This window comes from Frankia sp. ACN1ag (genome assembly GCF_001414035.1).
Classification (GTDB): domain Bacteria; phylum Actinomycetota; class Actinomycetes; order Frankiales; family Frankiaceae; genus Frankia; species Frankia torreyi.
The window spans coordinates 23927-42712 of the sequence record NZ_LJPA01000017.1; the positions used below are offsets into that span (position 1 = coordinate 23927).

The following is an 18786-nucleotide window of genomic DNA, read 5'->3' on the forward strand; positions in this document are numbered from 1 at the left end:
TTGGCGGGGACCGTCAGCTCGCGCCGAGCTTGAAGATCCCCGTGGTGTCGAGGGAGCGGAAGTTCGTCAGCGTGCCCTGCTTGTCGGCGTCCGCGATGAACCCGGTGGTGGAGCAGATGTTCGGCGAGATCGAGTTGGCCTTGCCGTTGCACTGGAAGTCGGCGCCACCGCCGAGCGCGTACGTGGTGGGCGGCATGGTGTGCAGCGCCGTGGCGATGGCCGCGGAGGAGACGTCCGTGCCGGGCACCGAGTTCACGCCCCGCACCAGGCTCAACATGCCCTGGTAGCCGCTCATGCTGATCGAGTCGATCTTCAGGTTCTTGCCGTAGGCGCCGATCACGGCGTTGAACAGCTTGAACTCGGGGGTGGACGGGTCGACGTTGGCCTGCGCGATGATGTCGACGCCGGCGAAGCCGCCGGGGATCGACGCGCCGTGGTCGGCGCCGATGCAGCGGTCCAGCGCGGTGATCGGCGCGGTGATGCCGAGGGCCTTGATCGCCTTGATGGCGCTGGCGCAGAACGTCGGGTCGCCGATCACGTGATACATCGCCGGCTTGTTCTTCTGCGCGGTCTGGACCTGCGGGGTCATGTCGGCGGTGCCCGGCGGGATCGCGATCACCTCGGCCTTGGCCCCGGCGTTGGCGAAGAACGGCGGGACGAGCTGCTTGGCCGGGTCGCTGGCCGCGGGCACGTCGATGACGAACACGGCGGCGCTGGTGAGCTTCTTGTCCCGGGCGAAGGCGGCCGGGGTGCCGAAGGAGGCCAGGGGGTTGCCCCAGATGAACACGTTCTTCGTCGTCAGGGTGGCCTGGGTCGCGACGAGGTTCATGCCCACCGGGATGCCCGCCGGCGCGACGATCTTCAGCCAGGGGTCGGTCTGCCCGGGGCTGCCAGCCCCGACCGCGGCGACCTTCTCCCGCAGGAACTGGTTGCCGCAGGCCTGCGCGTTGGCCGGGACGGACTTGTCCTCGCAGGTGACGAGCTCGATCTTGTGGCCGCGCAGGCCGCCGAGGTGGGCGTTGGCGTAGTCGACCACGGCCTGGGCGGCCCGGATCTCGCCGGAGGTGTCGACGGCCTGCGTCCGGCCGGTGCTGACCCAACCGATCTTGACCGGGGTGTCAGTGGCGGCCTTGGCGGGGCCGAGCAGGCTGCTGTCAGCCTTCGTCGTGCTGCCCGTGCCGCCCGTGCTGCCCGTGCTGCCTGTGCTGCTGCCGCCACCGCTGCTGCCGCCGCAGGCCGCCACGCCGGTGGCGACCGCCACGGCGAGCGCCACGGCCGACAGGCCGGCGCGGGCGCGCCCGCCCGAACGGGACAGGTGCCCGCGGGAGCGGGTCGGACACGTGCGCCGAAGCGGTAATCGCGAGCTGGAGATATGCACGCTGGAACTCCTCATGGTGTTCGGGAAGTGCCCGGGGGCCGGCCTGGGGTGGTGGTGCGGGAGCCGAGCCCCGCGACGGGCGACGGGCCGTCGAGTCCGTCGGACGCGTGGCCGCTCGGAGGTCGGTCGGTCGAAGCCGGCTGACGTCCGGCCGCGATTGTGGCTTAGGTCACGTTGTGTTGTCAATGAGCTGTTGTGATCACCGTTGCGGGCGCCCGGTTGGCGCACGTGCCAGGATGGGAACGCCGTTCCCGGCCGGTGTGCGCGGGCACGGCGGCAGGCTGGAACCGTCCCGGTGGGAGAGGCAGAACAGTGGACCTTGGCATTCGTGACCGGGTGGCGCTCGTCGTCGGTGGCAGCAAGGGGATCGGGCTCGAGGTGTCGAGGATGCTCGCCGCGGAGGGCAGCCGCGTCGCCGTCGTCGCCCGCACGCAGCGCCACATCGACTCGGCCGTCGCGTCCATCGCGCAGGCTGGTGGCGAGGCGGTCGGGGTGTCGGCGGACATGAGCACCGCCGAGGGCATCACCTCGGCCGTCGCCGAGGTCACCGAGCGCCTCGGGCCCCCGCTCATCGTGGTCACCCAGGCCGACTTCCACGTGCGCGGCTTCTTCGCCGAGATCACCCGGGCGGAGGACTACGTCGACTCCTACCGGACCTACACGCTCAGCCAGGTGCACATGCTGCACGCGGTCCTGCCGGGGATGCAGGAGGCCGGCTTCGGGCGCTACGTCCACATCGGCTCGGCGACGGCCAAGGAGCCGCAGAACAAGCCACCCCACACGGTGGCCAACGCCACCCGGCCGTCCACCGTCGGCCTGCTCAAGAGCGTCGCCGACGAGTACGCCCGCCACGGCATCACCATCAACACGATCGCCCCGGGCTGGATCGCGACGAAGACGACCAACTGGTACCTGTCGACCCACGAGGGCCTGACCGAGCCGGACGCGCGCCGCGAGTGGATGATCGAGACCGCGGGGGTGCCGGCCGCCCGGCTCGGTGAGCCCGAGGAGATCGCCTCGTCGATCGTCTACCTGTGCTCGCGCCAGGCTGGCTACCTGACCGGGCACTACATCGCCGTCGACGGGGGCCACCACCGCTCGGCCTTCTGATCGGTCTGCCTGCCGGGTGCCCGCCGCGGACGCAGCGTGACGCCGGGTGCGGAGCGGGTCCTCCGGCTGGCCGCGAACCGGCCGTTTGCCGCCCGTTCCGCCGCAGGTCACGGCATCGCTTGACAGGCTGTGAAGTAAGACACAAGAATCCAATGAGTTTAACTCAATCGGGGGGCCGGCGAGATCCGTCACGCGCCCCGAGGTCCTGTCGAGGCGCGGTGATCCGCGACCTGCGCAGGCCTGAGCGCCCCTCCCGCTCTGGGACGATCCTGCGGAGTGACTTTTGAGTCAACACATTGTTTTCCTGCTCCTCGGCCTCGGCAACGGTGCGGTGTTCGGTGCGCTCGCGCTCGCGCTCACCATCACCTACCGAAGCTCGGGGATCATCAACTTCGCGACGGGCAGCATCGCGCTGCTCGCCGCCTACGTCTATGCCTACCTGCGCTCCGGCGAGCTGATCAACCTGATCCCCGGCACGCCGACGACCATCGACATCGGTGGCGATTTACCGATGGGTGCCGCGCTGCCGATCGCGGTGGCGCTCTCCGCCCTGCTCGGCCTCGGGCTGCATCTGGTGATCTTCCGGCCGCTGCGCAACGCGCCACCGGTCGCCAAGGCGGTCGCCTCGCTCGGCGTCTCGCTGGCCATCACCGCCCTGATCGCCGCGCGGATGGGGACCACCGCCGTCGCGGTCGACCCGATCTTCCCGACCGACCTGTGGAAGGCCGGTTCGATCAACGTTCCGAGCGACCGGGTCTACCTGGCGATCACCGTGCTCGCGCTCGCCGCCGTGATCTCGCTCGTGTTCGCCCGCACCCGCTTCGGCCTCGCCACCCGCGCGACGGCGTCGAGCGAGAAGGGCGCCTACGTCAGCGGCATCTCCCCGGACCGGGTCGCCGCCGGCAACTGGATGATCTCCTCGGCGGCGGCCGGGCTGGTGGGCATCCTCATCGCGCCGATCGTCCCGCTGATCCCCGTCTCCTACACCCTGTTCATCGTCCCCGCCCTGGCGGCGGCGATCATGGGTCGGTTCCAGCACGTCCTGTGGGCGACGGTCGCCGGCATCGTCATCGGTGCCCTGCAGTCCGAGGCCCAGTACCTGCAGAACAACTACGACTGGCTGCCGTCGTCCGGCCTGCCGGAGCTCGTCCCACTCGTCCTGATCCTCATCGTCCTCGTCGTGCGCGCCCAGCCACTGCCCGGCCGCGGAGCGGTCATCACCCGCAACCTCGGCCGTGCCCCTCGACCGCACAACGTGGTGCTGCCGACCGTGGTTCCGACCGTGCTCGGTGTCGTGGGCCTCATCGCGTTCACCGGCGACCTGCGTGACGGGCTGATCTCCACGTTCGTCTACGCCGTCATCGCGCTGTCGGTCGTGGTCGTCACCGGCTACGCCGGGCAGGTGTCGTTCGCGCAGCTCCCGCTCGCCGGGGTCGCGGCGTTCCTGGTCGGGCCGATCTCCGAGCACCTGCACATCGCCTTCCCCTTCGCGCCGATCGTCGCCGCGCTCGGCGCCACCGTCATCGGCGTGGTGATCGGCCTGCCCGCGCTGCGCATCCGTGGACTGACGGTCGCGGTGGTGACCTTCGCGCTGGCGTTCGCGCTGGAAGCGCTGTGGTTCCGCAACCTCGACTTCGTCGGCTCCTCCGGCGCGTCGGTGCCCAACCCGGAGATCTTCGGGTGGGACCTCGGCGTCGGCAGTGGCTCGGACTTCCCCCGGGTGACGTTCGGGGTGGTCTGCCTGCTCGTGCTCGTGCTCGTCGGGCTCGGTGTGGCCTGGCTGCGCACCAGCACGCTGGGCTCGCAGATGCTCGCCGTGCGCGCCAACGAGCGCTCCGCCGCCGCGGCCGGCGTCAACGTGGTGCGGGTCAAGCTCGCCGCGTTCGCGCTCGGGGCGTTCATCGCGGGCATCGGCGGGGCGCTGCTGGCCTACAAGTACGGCAACGTCACCAACGACCCGTTCACCGCCATCGTCGGGCTGACCTTCTTCGGCACCGTCTACCTCGCGGGCACGACCTCGGTCTCCGGTGGGCTGCTCGCCGGGGTCACCGTCGTCAACGGGCTGGTCTACGCGCTCGTCGACAAGGTCGTCTCCACCGGGGTCTGGTACGAGGCGGTGGCGGCGCTGCTGCTGATCCTCACCGTCGTGTTCAACCCCGAGGGCATCGTCGGCCCCGCCCACCAGTTGATCGAACGCCGCCGCTCGCGGGCCGCGAACATCCGGTCGGACGCGCTCGTCGCGCCCGAGGACGCCGTGGTCGCGCAGGCCGACGAGATCGTCGCCGACGCCGCGGCGGCGACCGCGACGCCGGCGGTCACCTTCGACGACGCCGGCGAGCCCCTGCTGACCGTGCGCGACCTCACCGTCCGCTACGGCGGTGTGCTCGCCGTCGACGGCCTGTCCCTGGCCGTCCCGCCGGGGCGGATCGTCGGCCTCATCGGCCCGAACGGCGCCGGCAAGACGACGGCGATCGACGCGATCAGCGGATTCGCCCGGGCCACCGGCAGCGTGGCGCTCGCCGACCAGGACGTGTCGGTGCTGCGTCCGCACGAACGGGTCCGCGCCGGGCTCGGCCGGACCTTCCAGGCGATCGAGCTCTACGAGGACCTCAGCGTCCGGGAGAACGTCAGCGTCGGGCTGACCGCGGGCGCCTCGCGGCGCCAGGCCGGCAGTTCCAGTTCCGAGGAGGTCGCGGCGACCCTCACCCTGCTGCGGCTCACCGCCGTCGCCGACCGTCCTGCCGGCGAGCTCTCCCAGGGCCAGCGCCAGCTCGTCTCCATCGCCCGGGCCCTCGTCGGGCGCCCCCGGGTGCTGCTGCTCGACGAACCCGCGGGTGGTCTCGACACGGTCGAGAGCCACTGGCTCGGCCAGCGGCTGCGCGACATCCGCGCCAGCGGCGTCACGATCCTCATGGTCGAACACGACATGAGCCTCGTGCTCAGCCTCTGCGACGAGATCCACGTGCTCAACTTCGGCAAGGTGATCGCGCACGGCACCCCGGCGGAGATCCGCAGCCATTCCGCGGTCGCCGAGGCCTATCTCGGCAGCACCCACGCGGAGGAGGTGTCGGCATGACCGCGACGAACGAGCCGACTGCGAACGAGCCGACCGCGACGAGCGAGCCCGGCGTGACGAACGAGCCGACTGCGACGAGCGAGTCGACCGCCACCGAGTCGACCGCCACCGAGTCGACCGCCACCGAGTCGACGGTGGCGAAGGACGCGGTGGCGAGCAAGCCGGCGGGCACGACCGAGCCGACCCCGGCGGAGAAGCCGACCGCCGCGCCGACGGCGGCCGCCGAGCCGACCCCGGCGGAGAAGCCGACCGCCGCGCCGACGGCGGCCGCCGAGCCGACCCCGGTGAAGGAGGTGGCCGCGGCGAAGGAGGTGGCCGCGGCGAGCGAGCCGGCGGTGATCCCCGCGGCGGCGAAGGAGCCGGTCGTGGTGAAGGAGCCGGTCGCGGGTACCGCCGCGGTGGTGGCTGGCGGGGCCGGGACGGGCGCCGCCACGCCGCTGCTGGACGTGCGTGGGCTGGAGGCCGGCTACGGCGCCGTGCGGGTGGTCCGGTCGTTGGACCTGACCGCCGACAGTGGGACCGTGCTGGGCGTTCTCGGCCCGAACGGCTCCGGCAAGACCACGATGATGATGACCCTCGCCGGGCTGCTGCCGCGGCTGGGCGGCGAGGTGCTGGTGGACGGCACGCCCGTGCCGGGGGGACGGCCGGCGGCGGCGAACCGGGCCGGCATCGTGCTCGTCCCCGACGACCGTGCGCTGTTCCCCGATCTCGACGTCCGGGAGAACCTCGTCGTCGCCCGGCGTTCCGGGGGATACAGTCTCGACGATGTCGTCGAGCTGTTCCCGAGCCTGGGCAAGCGGCTCAGCGTCGCGGCGGGGGCGTTGTCCGGCGGGGAGCAGCAGATGCTCGCCGTCGCCCGCGCGCTCGTGCAGAAGCCGCGGGTGCTGCTCATCGACGAGATGAGCATGGGTCTCGCACCGGTGATCGTCGAGGGCCTGCTGCCCGTGGTCCGCCGGATCGCCGACGAGACCGGGGCCGTCGTCATCCTCGTCGAGCAGCACGTCCAGCTCGCGCTGGAGGTCGCCGACCAGGCGATCGTGCTCGTGCACGGCGAGGTCGTCCGCAGCGGCCCGGCCGCCGACCTCGCCAACGACCGGGCCGGTCTCGAGGCCGCCTACCTGGGAGCCGAGGCGGGCGCCTCCGCCTGACCCCCCACATCCTTTCTGGCCCGCAGCACGCACCATCCGCGCGGTCCGTGGGCTGTTCGGTCCACGGACCGCGCATCCATGTAGTTGATGAGATGACTAAGGAGCACCACCGTGCGCTTGTTACCGCTTCGTTTCACGTCCGCCGGCCGGCTGGTCGCGCGGCCGCGTACCCGCACCGCGCTGACCGGCGTCCTGCTCGCCACCTCGCTGGTGGCCGCCGCCTGCGGTGGCAGCAGCGGCGGTGGCAGCAGCGGCGGGACGGCGAAGGCCGACTCGGCGCTGCTCGGCCCGGCGAAGGCCGCCACCGGCACCCCGGTGAAAATCGGCTGGATCGGTACCGGCCACACCCAGGCCGTGGACGCCTCGGCGGAGGAGAGGTCGGCGCAGGCCGCCGCCGACTACGCCAACGCCCACCTCGGTGGACTGCGCGGGCACCCGATCGAGATCGTCAGCTGTGAGGACAAATCCGTCCCCGCGGACGCGCAGGCGTGTGGCAACACGTTCGTCCGCGAAAAGGTCTCCGCCGTGGCCGGCGGCAGCCCGGGGCAGGCCGACCCCTGGATCAAGATCGTCTCTCCCGCCGGGATCCCGACGGTGCTGAACCTGGTCGCGACGCAGACCGCGCTGTCGACGAAGAACGTGTTCCTGCTCGGCAACCCGCTCGGGCCGTTCGGCACCGCGGCGGCGTACGCGCGTGAAGCCAAGCTGTCCCCGGCCGTCGTGCTCGTCATCGACGTGCCCGCGGCCAGCGGCCCGGCCAAGGCGCTCTCGCCGATCTTCTTCAACAACGCGGGCAGCAAGGCCACGGTCATCGCGATCCCGCCGGGTACCGCCGACATGACCCCGCAGATCCAGACCGCGCAGAAGGACAAGCCCGCGCTGTACCACATCACGGGTGACCCGACCTTCTGCGCCAGCGCGATCAAGGCGATCAAGGCTCTCGGCATCAAGGCCACGATCACCGCGCTGGACCGCTGCGTCGGCTCCGACAAGGGCGCCTCGATCCCCGGCGGCTTCGAGGGTGTCAAGATCATGGGTCAGGCCAACCAGGACCCGACCACCGCAGAGTACAAGCTGTACTCGGCCGTGATCGACGCCTACGGCAAGGGCCTGAAGACCGTCGACGCCTACACCGTCAGCGGCTACCAGGGCATGCTCGGCCTGATCCGCGCGGTCAACGCCGTGCCGGGCACCGACGTGACGCCGGCCGGGGTCACCACGGCGATCAAGACGGCGCCGGCCACCCCCTACCCGATCGGTGGCGGGGCGACCTTCCAGTGCAACGGCAAGGCGAGCCCGGTGTCGGCGAACATCTGCTCGACCACCGGATTCGTCGCCGACGCGTCCAAGACCGGCACGTTGTCGAACTTCCGCACCATCGACGCGACCGGAATCTACAAGCTCGGCGCGAACTGACCCGTTCGTTGCTGAGCTGACCGCCGAGGGCGTGGGCTGCGTGAACCGCGGCTCACGCCCTCAGGCGAGCAGGTCGAGGGCGGCGGCGTTGCGGCCGCCCCCGTCGAGGTAGGCGGCGCCGGCCCGCAGATGGCGCCGCCACAACGCCTGTGCACCGGCCGCGTCCCGTTCCTCGAGCAGATCGACCAGGGCGTGATGCGCCCGGATGGTCGCCCGCTCGGTGTCGGCCTGCACCGGTGTCCCGAGGTCGCTTTCGACCGCGGACCAGGTGGCCCGGTCGACGATCTCCCTGAGCATGCCGATGAGCAGCTCGAGGGTCTCGTTACCCGCCAACCGGACGACGAGGGCGTGGAAGTCGTTGTGCAGCCGGACCGTCTCGGCCGGATCGGCACCGTGGCGCTCCAGCGCCGCGCGCAGCAGGCTCAGGTCGGCGCGGGTGCGCCGGCGGGCCAGCAGCCCCGCGACCGGCGGCTCCAGGTACAGCCTCGCCTCCCACACGTCGGCGACGGTCGTGCCGCGATGCTCCAGCACCAGCCCCGCGTAGCGGGCCGCGACCTGGGGGCTCGGTGTCTGCACCCGCGCCCCGCCGCCCGCGCCGCGGCGCACCATGATCAGCGACTCCGCCTCCAGGATGCGCAGCGCCTCCCGCAGCGTCGGCCGGGACACCCCGTACTGCTCGACGAGCAGTGCCTCCGTCGGCAGCGCCTGCCCCTCGACCAGCTCGCCGCGCACGATGCGCTGGCGCAGGTCGGCCGAGACCAGCTCGGCCATCTTCGGCACCCGCAGCCGCTGCCCCACGACGCCGACCCCGCCCGCGCCGACCCCGCCGGTCCTGGCCGCGGCGGTCCTGGCCGCGGCGGTCCTGGCCGCGCTGCCGGTGACGCCCCCGCCCACGTCGGGCTCGGCTGCTGGCATGCGCGTCTCCTCGGTGGGGCCGATCTCCAGGCTACCGGCCCGACGCGTGTCCGAGGCCGAGGGCCGACCTGGGCCCGGCTCCGCGGCACCCCGTGATCGCCGCCTGGTCGCAGGTCAGCGGGGCATGCCGAGGACGCGTTCGGCGAGGATGTTGCGCATGATCTCGGTGGTGCCGCCGGCGATCGTCGCCGACCGCGACAGCAGGTACTCCCGCTGGGCGCGGTGTCCCGTCGAGTCGGCGATGCCGGCGAGGCCGAGCGCGGCGAGATGCGTCTCGCCCTGGTGCTGCGTGGCCCGCGACCACAGCAGCTTGATGACCGAATGCTCGGCGCCGGGCGCGCCGCCCTCGGCGATGCGGCCGAGCGCGCGGCTGCCGAGCAGGCCGACGAGGCGGGCCTCGACGAGCCGGTCGGTGAGCTCCAGGCGGGTCTGCTCGTCCAGGCCGTGCCCCGACAGCGCCGTCACCAGGTCGTCGACGGACTGCTCCAGCCCGGCGGCGAGCTCGATGACACCGGCCCGCTCGAAGCCGAGCGTCGTCATCGTGACCGTCCAGCCGGCGTGCAGCGGGCCGAGCAGCGCGCTGCGCGGGACGCGGACGGAGTCGTAGAACACCTCGGCGAAGCCGCTCTCGCCGGTGATCATCGTGATCGGGCGGCGGGTGATGCCGGGCAGGTCGAGGGGCACGAGCAGCGCGGAGATCCCGCGGTGCGGGGCCGCGTCCGGATCGGTGCGGGCCAGCAGCAGGCAGTGGGTCGCCTCCATGCCCTCCGACGTCCACACCTTCTGCCCGGTGATGACGAACTCGGCGTCGTCGCCGTCGCCGACGAGCTCCGCCCGGGTGCGCAGCGAGGCCAGGTCGCTGCCCGAGCCCGGCTCGGAGAAGCCCTGGCACCAGATCTCGGTGCCGGCCTGGATCGCCGGCAGGTGCGCCTTCTGCGCGGGCGTGCCGTAACGCATGAGCGTCGGGGCGACGTTGTTCAGGCCGAGGACGCCGCCGAGCGGCTGCGGCGCCCGGTGGGTCGCCATGACCCGGTCGCAGGCGACCTGGTCGACGATGCCGAGCCCGCGCCCGCCGTACTCCACCGGCCACTGGGGGGCGACCCAGCCGACCGAGTGCAGCGCCTGCTGCCAGGCCATCCGGGCGGGAAACGACACCTCGTCGCCCCAGCGCTCGCGCCAGGCGGGCAGCAGGGCGGCGACGTGCCCGGCGAGCTCGGCGGCGGGCCCGGAGTCGGGCACGCTCAGCGCCGGGCGGGCCCCGGCGCCGCGCCGCGTCGGGTCGAGCCGGGCGCGGTGCGCGGCGGCGCCGCCGAGTAGCGGCGCGGTGGCCGCGGCGCGCCGCAGGTACAGGTGGACCTCGTGCTCCCAGGTGAAGCCGATCCCGCCGAGGACCTGCAGGTACTCGTTGGAGACGACGTGGGCGGCGCGGCCGGCGGCGAGCAGGGCCAGCGCCAGGGCGTCGTCGAGCTCGGCTGGGTCGGCGGCGGCGTCGAGGCGGGCGGCGAGGTGGCGGGTGGCCGCGCGGGCCTGCTCGACCTCGGCGAGCATCTCGGCGCAGCGGTGCTTGATGGCCTGGAAGGAGCCGATCGGCCGGCCGAACTGGTGGCGGTCGGCCGCGTAGGCGACTGCCCCGGTCAGGCAGTGCCCGGCGAGACCGGTGAGCTCGGCGGCCAGCGCCAGCGCCGCGGTGGCCTGGCCCCGGCGCACCGCCGCGAGCGCCTCGGCGCCCGTCGCCAGCACGGTGCCCGGGGTGTCGTGCAGGGTCAGCGTGCCGAGCGGCCGGGTCGGGTCGACGCCGGCGACGCGGGTCAGGTCGAACCCGGCCGCGCCGGCGTCGACCGCGACCAGCAGCGGACCGCCCGATGCCTCGGCGAGCACCAGCACGTGGGCCGCCTCCGGCGACAGCACGGCCGAGACCTCGCCGGTGAGAGCCACCGGCGCACCGTCCGAGGGCGCACCGTCCGAGGGCGCAGGGGATGCCGCGGCCGCACGCACCGAGCCGGGCGCGCCCCACAGATCCTCGTGCGCGGTCCAGGCGAGGGTCGCCGCCGTTCCCTCGGCGACGGCGGCGAGCAGCGCCGACGCCGCCGCGCCGGGCAGCGCCTGCAGGGTTCCCAGCGCCGCGGCGGCGCCGATGCTCGGCACCGGCGCGAGCACCGCGCCGACCGCCTCCAGGGCGACGGCGAGATCGACCCAGCGGCCGCCGGCGCCGCCCTGCTCCTCGGCCAGCGGCAGGCCCGCCAGCCCCACCTCGGCCAGCGCCGCCCACACCGGCAGCTCCGAGACCTGCGCCGGGTCGGCGATCTGCTTGTGCCGCTCGTCGGCGGGCCAGTGGCGGGCGAGCTGGCCGGCCACCGCCTCGGTGAGCGCGGCCTGATCCTCGGTGTCGGCGACCCCGACCTGGTCGATCACTGCTGGATACCTCGTGGGGCTCGGCGGGAGGCGCCGGGGGCGCCCCGCGGGGATGACGGAGCAGTACGCGCGGCGGTGGTCCGGGCGTGCGTCGCCGCAGCCCGGACCGCCGTGATCGCTCAGGACGTGGCGCCGTTTTCCTTGAACTCGATGATCTTGTCCCAGTCGTACCCGAGCTCGAGGAGGATCTCCTCGGTGTGCTGACCGTGCTCGGGGGCGGCGGTGAGTTCGAGGTGCTTCTCGTCGAACTGCACCGGGCTCGCCGCGACGGAGAACGTGTTGCCGTTGCCATCGGTGATCTTCGGCAGGTAGCCGTTGGCCTGGACCTGCGGGTCCTGGTGCAGCTCGGGGGCGGTGCGCACCGGGTCCCAGACGCCGTCGAAGTCGGCCAGGACCTTCTCCCAGTGCGACAGCGGCGCCGACTCGAAGGTCGCCCGCAGCTCGGCGATGCACTCGCGCCGGTTGACGAAGCGGACCTTCGCGTCGCTGTACCGGGGGTCGTCGATGAGGTCAGTGCGGCCCAGACGGGTGCAGAAGTCCGCCCAGAAGCGGTCGGCCTGCAGCAGCACGACCGCGAGGAACCGTCCGTCGCCGGTGCGGTAGAGGTTCGCGACCGGGTTGGGCATCTCCTCGAGCTGGAACTTCGGGATCGGGGCGCCGGTGACGCCCGCCCCGACGATGTCCGGGGCGAGCTGCCAGATCGCGGCGGCCAGCAGGGACACGTCGACGACGGGCGCTTCGCCGCTGCGCTCGCGGCGGAACAGCGCCGCGGCGATGCCGCCCGCGAGCGCGAAGCCGCCGTAGGTGTCACCGAAGGCGGGCCGCTGCGGCGCCGGCCAGTCGCCCTCGTGCGGGATGAGCGAGTCGCCGATGCCGCCGCGCGACCAGTAGGCGGCCATGTCGTAGCCGCCGCGGCCGGCCTGCTCGCCGCGCGAGCCGTAGCCGTGCCCACGGGCGTAGATGATCTTCGGGTTCCAGGCGCGGACGTCGTCGACGTCGATGCCGGCGCGGGCGCGGGAGTCGGGCAGCAGGTTCGTGACGAACACGTCCGACTGCGCGACCAGCTTCTGCAGGATCTCGCGGCCGGACTCGCTGCCGATGTCCAGGCCGAGGCTGCGCTTGCCGCGGTTGGGCTGCTCGATGAAGTGGTTGATGCTGCCGGCACCGGCGACGATGCCAGAGCTGATCAGGCCGCGCTGCGGGTCACCCGTGACCGGGTGCTCGATCTTGACGACGTCGGCGCCCCAGTCGGCGAGCACGGCGCCCGCCGACGGGACGAACGTCCACGTCGCCACCTCGACGACCCGCACGCCGGCCAGGATGTCCTGCTTCATCGGATGTCCTGCCTCATCGGCTCCGGTCTCCTCGAACAGTTCGATGTCCATACGGACTGAGCTATGACGGACTGATCTCTACAGTGTGTGTCGCTGATGTTCCGAAGGCGGATCGGTCGGCCGTGGCGGCGGCGTGACCGGTCCGGATGACGTTCCGGACGCATGCTGAATCGCCGCGCCCGACGGCCCCACCGGTCGAGCATCCTGCATGTTGACATGACCGTCAAACGTCGCTCCAATGACGGTGGCGAGGCCAGCGGCGGCCTCCCATGGAGGTGGGCGAGCGATGACGACGGACATTCCCGACTTACGAGGCCAGGGAACTGCCCGCGTACTGTCCGCCACCGGGCAGCTCGGGGGCCGAGCACCCGCCGAATCTGTCGCTCCCGTCAACATCGTCGGTCCCGCTGCCCGCGACGCGCGCCAGGCCTGCCGGTGAGCGCGCTGACGGGCGGGCCGGCCACGGCCGCGGACGAGGCCGCCATCCGCCGGGTGCTGCTGGAGTACTGCCGCGGCATCGACCGGCTCGACCTCGAACTGGTCCGCGGCTGCTACTGGCCGGAGGCGACCGACCGGCACGGGCCCTTCACCGGCACCCGCGACGAGTTCATCGACTGGGTCGGTCCGCTGCTGGGCCGCCAGACGATGACCATGCACCATCTCGGCAACGTCCTCGTCGACATCCCCGCCGGCCACGACGTCGCCGACGCCCACGTCGCCGTCGCCGAGAGCTACGGCGTGGCCTACCACGCGGGCGAACCCGCCGGCGACGTGCGGTGGAACTACGCCGCGGGCTTCCGGTACGTCGACCGGTTCGAGCGCCGCGACGGGCGGTGGCGCATCGCCGACCGGATCACCGTCATCGAGTGGGTCCGGCCCTGGGACGCCGACCGCGACCGGATCACCAAGTTCGGCGAGCACCTGCCGCGGCGCGACCGCACCGACCCGCTCTACGCCACCCTGCAGGCGGCGGCAGTAGGGGAAACGGCGGCAGTGCGGGAAACGGCGACAGTGCGGGAAACGGCGACAGTGCGGGAAACGGCGTGAGGCTGGCCGAGACGGTTGCCCTGGTGACCGGCGCCGGGCAGGGCGTCGGGCGCGGCGTGGCGCTGGCGCTGGCCGCCGAGGGCGCGGCCGTCGCGGTCGTCGGGCGGACGCTCGCCAAGTGCGAGGCCGTGGCGGCCGAGATCGTCGAGCGGGGCGGGCGGGCGATCGCGGTGCAGGCCGACGCGGGGGTCCGCGCCGACGTGGACGCCGCCGTCGCCGCGGTGCGCGCTGGTCTCGGCCCGGTGACGAGCCTCGTCAACGTCGCGCAGACCACCCGGTACGGCTCGATCCGCCGGCTCACCGAGGACGACCTGGACGCCGTCTGGCAGTCGGGCCCGGTCGGGTCGCTGCGGTTCATGCAGGCCTGCTTCGACGACCTGCGGGCCAGCAAGGGCAGCGTGGTCAACTTCGGCTCGGGCAGCGGGCTGACCGCCCGCCCCGCGATGGGCGCCTACGCCGCGGTCAAGGAGGCGCTGCGGACGATGAGCCGCGTCGCCGCCGCCGAGTGGGGCCGCTACGGCATCCGGGTCAACGTCGTCTGCCCGCTCGCCGGCTCGCCCGGCTTCGACAGCTGGACCGCCGACCTGCCCGACGCCGCGGCGAGCCTCGCCGCCCAGGTGCCGCTGGGCCGACTCGGCGACGCCGAGGCCGACGTCGGCCGCGCCGTGGTCTTCCTCGTCGGCCCGGACGCCCAGTACATCACCGGCACGACCCTGATGGTCGACGGCGGCTATGACTACCTCCGGTGAGCCGACCGGCCGCGCCGGCGCCCAGGGCCCGTTAGCCGGCGGTTCGTCGGCGGGCGGTTCGTCGGCGGGCGGTGCGTTGGCCGGCGAGGTCGCGCTGGTCACGGGCGCGGGTTCGGGGATCGGCGCGGCCAGCGCCCGCCGGCTCGCCGCCGAGGGCGCGGCGGTCGCCGTCACCGACCTTGCCGAGGCGTCGGCGGCGCGGGTCCGCGACGAGATCGTCGCGGCCGGTGGGCGGGCCGTCGCGCTCGCCCTCGACGTCGCCGACGAGGCCGCCGTGCGCGACTGCGTCGAGCGGGTCGTGGCCGAGCTCGGCCCGATCGGCGTGCTGCACAACAACGCCGCCGCGACCGCGCTGTCCGGCGGTGGCGGCGACGCCGAGGTGCTGACCATGACCGCGGAGCTCTGGGACGCGACGATGGCCGTCAACGTGCGGGGGCCCATGCTGCTGGCGCGCGCCGTGCTGCCCGCGATGATCGCCGCCGGCCGCGGGTCGATCGTCAACACCTCGTCGGGGGCCGCCGCGGCCGCCGAGCACCTGCGCCCCGCCTACGGCGCGTCGAAGGCGGCGCTGGAGTCGCTGACCCGCAGCATCGCCACCCGCTACGGCCCGGTCGGGGTGCGCTGCAACGCCATCGCCCCGGGACTCGTGCTGACCGACACCGTCCGCGGCCCCGGCCGCGGGCTGCGCCGGATGCGCGCCGTGTTCGCCGCCCACACCCCGTCCCCGCTGGGCACGCCCGACGAGGTCGCCCGGGTCGTGGCGTTCCTCGCCTCCGACGCCGCCCGTTACGTCAACGGGGTCGTGCTGCGCGTCGACGGCGGGATGGGCGCCGCCCAGCCCTACCTCGCCGACCTGCTCGGCCGCCACGCCGCGGTCGAGGACGCCCCGACCGTGAACTCCTGAGGAGAGCCTGTGACCAAGTGGGGCACGCGATGAATCGGGGCACGCGATGAAGTGGGGCATCGTCTTCGCCAGCACCGGGTTCCCCGACCCCGAGGACGCCGTGGCGCTCGCCGTCGCGGCCGAGCAGGCCGGGTTCGAGTCGCTGTGGGCGCCGGAGCACGTCGTGCAGTNGCGCCGCACCGACGCCACCCCGTACCGCGGCGTCACCAACGGCAGCATGGACCGGCTGTCGCGGCGCGGCGGCATGCCCGACCCGCTGATCTGGCTGACCTACGTCGCCGCGGTGACCAGCCGCATCCGCCTCGGCACCGGCGTGCTGATCCTGCCGGAGCACCAGCCGACGGTGCTCGCCAAGACCGCCGCGACCCTCGACCATCTGTCCGGGGGCCGGCTGATGCTCGGCATCGGCGTCGGCGAGCTGCCCGAGGAGTACGCCGCCGTCGGCATGGAGTTCCGCAACCGGGGCCGGCGCATGGACGAGTACATCGACGCCATGCGCGTGCTGTGGCGCGACGACACGGCGACCTTCGCCGGCGAGCACGTCAGCTTCGACCAGGTGGAGTGCCGGCCGTGGCCGGTGCGCCGGGCGATCCCGCTGTTCGTCGGCGGGGCGTCGGAGGCGGCGATCCGCCGTGCGGCGACCCGCGGCGACGGCTACTTCCCGTTCGTGTTCCCCGGCCAGGACCCGCTCGTCGAGCTGCCGAAGCTGCTCGCCCGGGTCCGCGAGGAGACCAGGGCGGTCGGGCGCGACCCCGACGCCATGGAGTTCACCGCGGGCGGGGCGCGCAACGTCGAGGAGGCGAAGGTGTACGCCGACTTCGGCGTCCACCGGCTCACCGTCGCCGTGCGCGGGCGCACGATCGCCGAGATGCGCGACGACGTCGCCCGCCTCGGCGACGTGCTGGTCGCCCCGACGGCGGACCTGTGACCGCGGCCGACCTCCCCGCGTCGTCGTCCACCGCGCCGGCGTCGTTTCTGGGGCACGCGTCCTCTCCGGGGCTGGCGTCGTCCCAGGAGCCGCTGTCGTTCGCGGGGCGCACGGTGCTCGTCACGGGTGCGGGGCGCGGTGTCGGTCGGGCGCACGCGATCGCCTTCGCCGCCCGCGGGGCCGCCGTCGTCGTCAACGACCTGCCGGGTCCCGCCGGCGGTCAGGGCGAGGGTGCTGATGGGGCCGAGGGGGCCGAGGGGGCCGAGGCCGTCGTCGCCGAGATCCGCCGGGCCGGGGGCAGGGCCATCGCGCACCTCGGCGACGTCGCCGAGCCGGGGGTCGCCGAGGCGCTGGTCGAGCGCGCGTTCGCCGAGTTCGGCCGGGTGGACGTCGTCGTCGCGAACGCCGGCATCGACCGGATCGTGCGGCTGCGCGAGGTCACCGCCGACGTGCTGAGCGAGTTCTTCCGGGTGCACGTGCTGGGCACCTGGGCGCTGTGCTCCGCCGCCTGGCCGCACCTGGTGCGGCAGGGCTACGGGCGGATCGTGACGACGACCTCGGCCGCCGGCTACTTCGGCCTGGCCGCCGCGCTGCCGTACACGGTCGCGAAGGGTGCCCTGCACGGCCTGACCCAGACGCTCGCCCTCGAAGGCGCCCGGCGTGGCATCACAGTCAACGCGGTCGCGCCGTTCGCGGCGTCACGGCTGGCCGCCGACCGGACCCGGTCGCGGCCCGAGATGTACGCCGCGATCGAGCGGGTCGCCCCGCCGGCGTCGGTGGCCGCGGTGGCGCTGTGGCTCGCGCACGAGTCGACGACCGTCACCGGCCTGGCCTTCGAGGCCGGCATCGACGCGGTCGACCGCATCGCGGTGGCCACCGGCGACGTTCTCACCGTCGACGGTGCGCTGACCCCCGAGGACGTCCGCGCCGGCGCGGCGCTGCTGACCGGAGGCGCCGTCACCGTGCCCGCCCTCGGCGCCGCCGACCGCCCCCTGACCCGCCGCCTCACCGAACGCGCCGCCGCAGCCGCGTCGAGGTGAACGGCGCCGTCCTGCGCGAGACAGGCCGGGATGTCACGTGTCCGCACGTCGCTCGTCGTAGTGACAGCGGGCGGCCTCGACCGCGTCGAGATGACCGACGGCCCATTCCAGGATGGCGTGCACAGGGGACCGAAGGGTCCGGCCCAGGGGGGTGATGCGGTATTCGATCGCCACCGGATCCGTGGACACCACCGCTCGTTCGACCATGCCGTTGCGCTCCAGTCGTCGCAGGCAGGCGGTCAGTGACTTCGGGGTGACGGCGGGCATGTCCTGCCGGAGTTCGTTGAAGCGTCGGGGACGGTCGCACAGTGCGGCCAGTACCAGCAGGGACCACTTGTCGAAGAGTTGGTCGAGCAGATGTCGGCCGTCGCCGTCGAGCGTCACGTCGGGCACGTCGGTCTCCCTCGCGATACCTGATTTCGTTGAAGTATATCCGTACTACTAGATATACCTCAGATACCTACCAGTCTGACGGCGAAACGGGAATCATGACTGACGCATACTCGACCCTCAAGATCTCTCTCGCCGGCGGCGTGGCGTACGTCGTGATCGACAACCCTCCCATCAATCTGCTCGACGCGGCCCTGATGACGGACCTGGACCGGTTTGCGGACGCCATGTCCGGCGCCCACGACATCCGGGTGATCGTTTTCGACAGCGCGGATCCGGACTTCTTCGTCGCGCACGGCGACATGACGGCCGCCGACGACCCCGCGGCGTTCGTTGCGCTCCCCCTCGCGCCCGAACAAGACCAGTCCCTCAACCCGATGATGCGCCTGCACGAACGCATCCGGTCGCTGCCGCAGATCACCATCGGCAAGCTGCGCGGACTGGCCCGCGGCGGCGGTGCGGAACTGCTGTCCGCGATGGACCTGCGGTTCGCCTCGCTCGAACGCGCCGCAATGGCCCAGATGGAGTGTCGGCTGGGAATCATCCCGGGCGCGGGAGGCACTGCCTACCTGCCCGGTCTCGTGGGGCGCGCACGCACCCTGGAGATCATCCTCGGCGGGCAGCTGGTCGATGCCGCGACCGCGGAACGGATTGGATGGGTGAACCGGGCCGTGCCGGACACCGAGCTCGACCACGTCGTCGACACCCTCGCCGCCCGCATCGCCGCTCTTCCTCCCGGCGTCGCCCGCGCCGCGACCGAAGCGGTCGACACCGCGGTCGAATCGACCACGCACGGCCTGCGGAAGGCCAACGAGCTCCTCAAGGGACTGTTCGACGAACCCGCCGCAACCCGTCTCGCCAGGGCTGCCCTGGCCGCCGGCGCGCACACCCGCGACGGAGAGCGCCGCCTCGAGGCTCTTGTCGACGACATCACGTGAG

General features: G+C 73.1%; 14 protein-coding genes and 2 pseudogenes. 11 read left to right on the forward strand and 5 right to left on the reverse strand.

The features are described from left to right. Positions 1-13: 13 nt before the first annotated feature. Positions 14-1378 (reverse strand): ABC transporter substrate-binding protein, encoded by a 1365-nt coding sequence (locus UK82_RS16685; protein ID WP_044887287.1) that lies wholly within the window; start codon positions 1376-1378, stop codon positions 14-16. Positions 1379-1690: 312 nt separating this feature from the next. On the opposite strand from UK82_RS16685, the gene UK82_RS16690 reads away from it, so the two are divergent. From UK82_RS16690 to UK82_RS16705, 4 genes are all read left to right on the forward strand, one after another. Further along, positions 1691-2488 (forward strand): SDR family oxidoreductase, encoded by a 798-nt coding sequence (locus tag UK82_RS16690; protein ID WP_044887286.1) that lies wholly within the window; start codon positions 1691-1693, stop codon positions 2486-2488. Between the two features lie 283 nt (positions 2489-2771). Further along, entirely contained in the window at positions 2772-5564 is a 2793-nt protein-coding gene (locus UK82_RS16695) for a branched-chain amino acid ABC transporter permease/ATP-binding protein (protein ID WP_044887285.1), read from the forward strand. A gap of 398 nt (positions 5565-5962) precedes the next feature. Next, complete coding sequence (locus UK82_RS16700; RefSeq protein ID WP_044887312.1) at positions 5963-6712, forward strand: ABC transporter ATP-binding protein; 750 nt, start codon at positions 5963-5965, stop codon at positions 6710-6712. Between the two features lie 111 nt (positions 6713-6823). Next, on the forward strand, positions 6824-8128 hold the full coding sequence (locus UK82_RS16705) for an ABC transporter substrate-binding protein (protein ID WP_044887284.1): 1305 nt from the start codon (positions 6824-6826) through the stop codon (positions 8126-8128). 60 nt (positions 8129-8188) lie between these two features. Here the strand turns inward: UK82_RS16705 and UK82_RS16710 are convergent, their stop codons facing one another. The 3 genes from UK82_RS16710 to UK82_RS16720 all read right to left on the reverse strand — a co-directional run bounded on the left by UK82_RS16710 (position 8189) and on the right by UK82_RS16720 (position 12789). Next, on the reverse strand, positions 8189-8899 hold the full coding sequence (locus tag UK82_RS16710) for a FadR/GntR family transcriptional regulator (protein WP_044887311.1): 711 nt from the start codon (positions 8897-8899) through the stop codon (positions 8189-8191). Between the two features lie 258 nt (positions 8900-9157). Next, complete coding sequence (locus tag UK82_RS16715) at positions 9158-11455, reverse strand: acyl-CoA dehydrogenase (protein ID WP_055408058.1); 2298 nt, start codon at positions 11453-11455, stop codon at positions 9158-9160. 119 nt (positions 11456-11574) lie between these two features. After that, positions 11575-12789 (reverse strand): CaiB/BaiF CoA-transferase family protein, encoded by a 1215-nt coding sequence (locus tag UK82_RS16720; RefSeq protein ID WP_044887310.1) that lies wholly within the window; start codon positions 12787-12789, stop codon positions 11575-11577. 435 nt (positions 12790-13224) lie between these two features. Here UK82_RS16720 and UK82_RS16725 point away from each other — a divergent pair, with 435 nt between their 5' ends. The 6 genes and pseudogenes from UK82_RS16725 (at position 13225) to UK82_RS16745 (ending at position 17457) form a co-directional block, all read left to right on the forward strand. Continuing rightward, positions 13225-13836, forward strand: a complete 612-nt coding sequence (locus tag UK82_RS16725) for a nuclear transport factor 2 family protein (RefSeq protein WP_055408060.1) — start codon at positions 13225-13227, stop codon at positions 13834-13836. After that, entirely contained in the window at positions 13833-14585 is a 753-nt protein-coding gene (locus tag UK82_RS16730) for an SDR family NAD(P)-dependent oxidoreductase (RefSeq protein ID WP_011604680.1), read from the forward strand. The genes UK82_RS16725 and UK82_RS16730 overlap by 4 nt, the downstream gene beginning before the upstream one ends. Continuing rightward, entirely contained in the window at positions 14569-15489 is a 921-nt protein-coding gene (locus tag UK82_RS16735) for an SDR family NAD(P)-dependent oxidoreductase (RefSeq protein WP_236706021.1), read from the forward strand. The genes UK82_RS16730 and UK82_RS16735 overlap by 17 nt, the downstream gene beginning before the upstream one ends. Before the next feature lie 46 nt (positions 15490-15535). Then, positions 15536-15659 (forward strand): annotated as a pseudogene (locus UK82_RS38285) (LLM class flavin-dependent oxidoreductase); the annotation flags it as partial. A gap of 1 nt (position 15660) precedes the next feature. After that, positions 15661-16417: pseudogene (locus tag UK82_RS16740) on the forward strand (LLM class F420-dependent oxidoreductase); the annotation flags it as partial. Next, positions 16414-17457: an SDR family NAD(P)-dependent oxidoreductase gene (locus UK82_RS16745; RefSeq protein ID WP_236706022.1), complete on the forward strand. Its 1044-nt coding sequence runs from the start codon at positions 16414-16416 to the stop codon at positions 17455-17457. The pseudogene UK82_RS16740 and the gene UK82_RS16745, both read left to right, overlap by 4 nt. 33 nt (positions 17458-17490) lie before the next feature. Here UK82_RS16745 and UK82_RS16750 read toward each other — a convergent pair whose 3' ends face one another. Continuing rightward, positions 17491-17850 (reverse strand): helix-turn-helix domain-containing protein, encoded by a 360-nt coding sequence (locus UK82_RS16750; protein WP_011604684.1) that lies wholly within the window; start codon positions 17848-17850, stop codon positions 17491-17493. 95 nt (positions 17851-17945) lie between these two features. On the opposite strand from UK82_RS16750, the gene UK82_RS16755 reads away from it, so the two are divergent. After that, the gene (locus tag UK82_RS16755) at positions 17946-18785 is read left to right on the forward strand and encodes an enoyl-CoA hydratase/isomerase family protein (RefSeq protein ID WP_044887280.1); all 840 of its coding nucleotides are present in this window, start codon (positions 17946-17948) and stop codon (positions 18783-18785) included. Position 18786: the final 1 nt, after the last annotated feature.

Bases quoted from the DNA above. Each gene is read 5' to 3' on its own strand.
- UK82_RS16720 (WP_044887310.1), bottom strand. From the start codon at position 12,789: ATGAAGCAGGACATCCTGGCCGGCGTGCGGGTCGTCGAGGTGGCGACG.
- UK82_RS16710 (WP_044887311.1), bottom strand. From the start codon at position 8,899: ATGGCCGAGCTGGTCTCGGCCGACCTGCGCCAGCGCATCGTGCGCGGC.
- UK82_RS16755 (WP_044887280.1), top strand. From the start codon at position 17,946: ATGACTGACGCATACTCGACCCTCAAGATCTCTCTCGCCGGCGGCGTG.
- UK82_RS16735 (WP_236706021.1), top strand. From the start codon at position 14,569: ATGACTACCTCCGGTGAGCCGACCGGCCGCGCCGGCGCCCAGGGCCCG.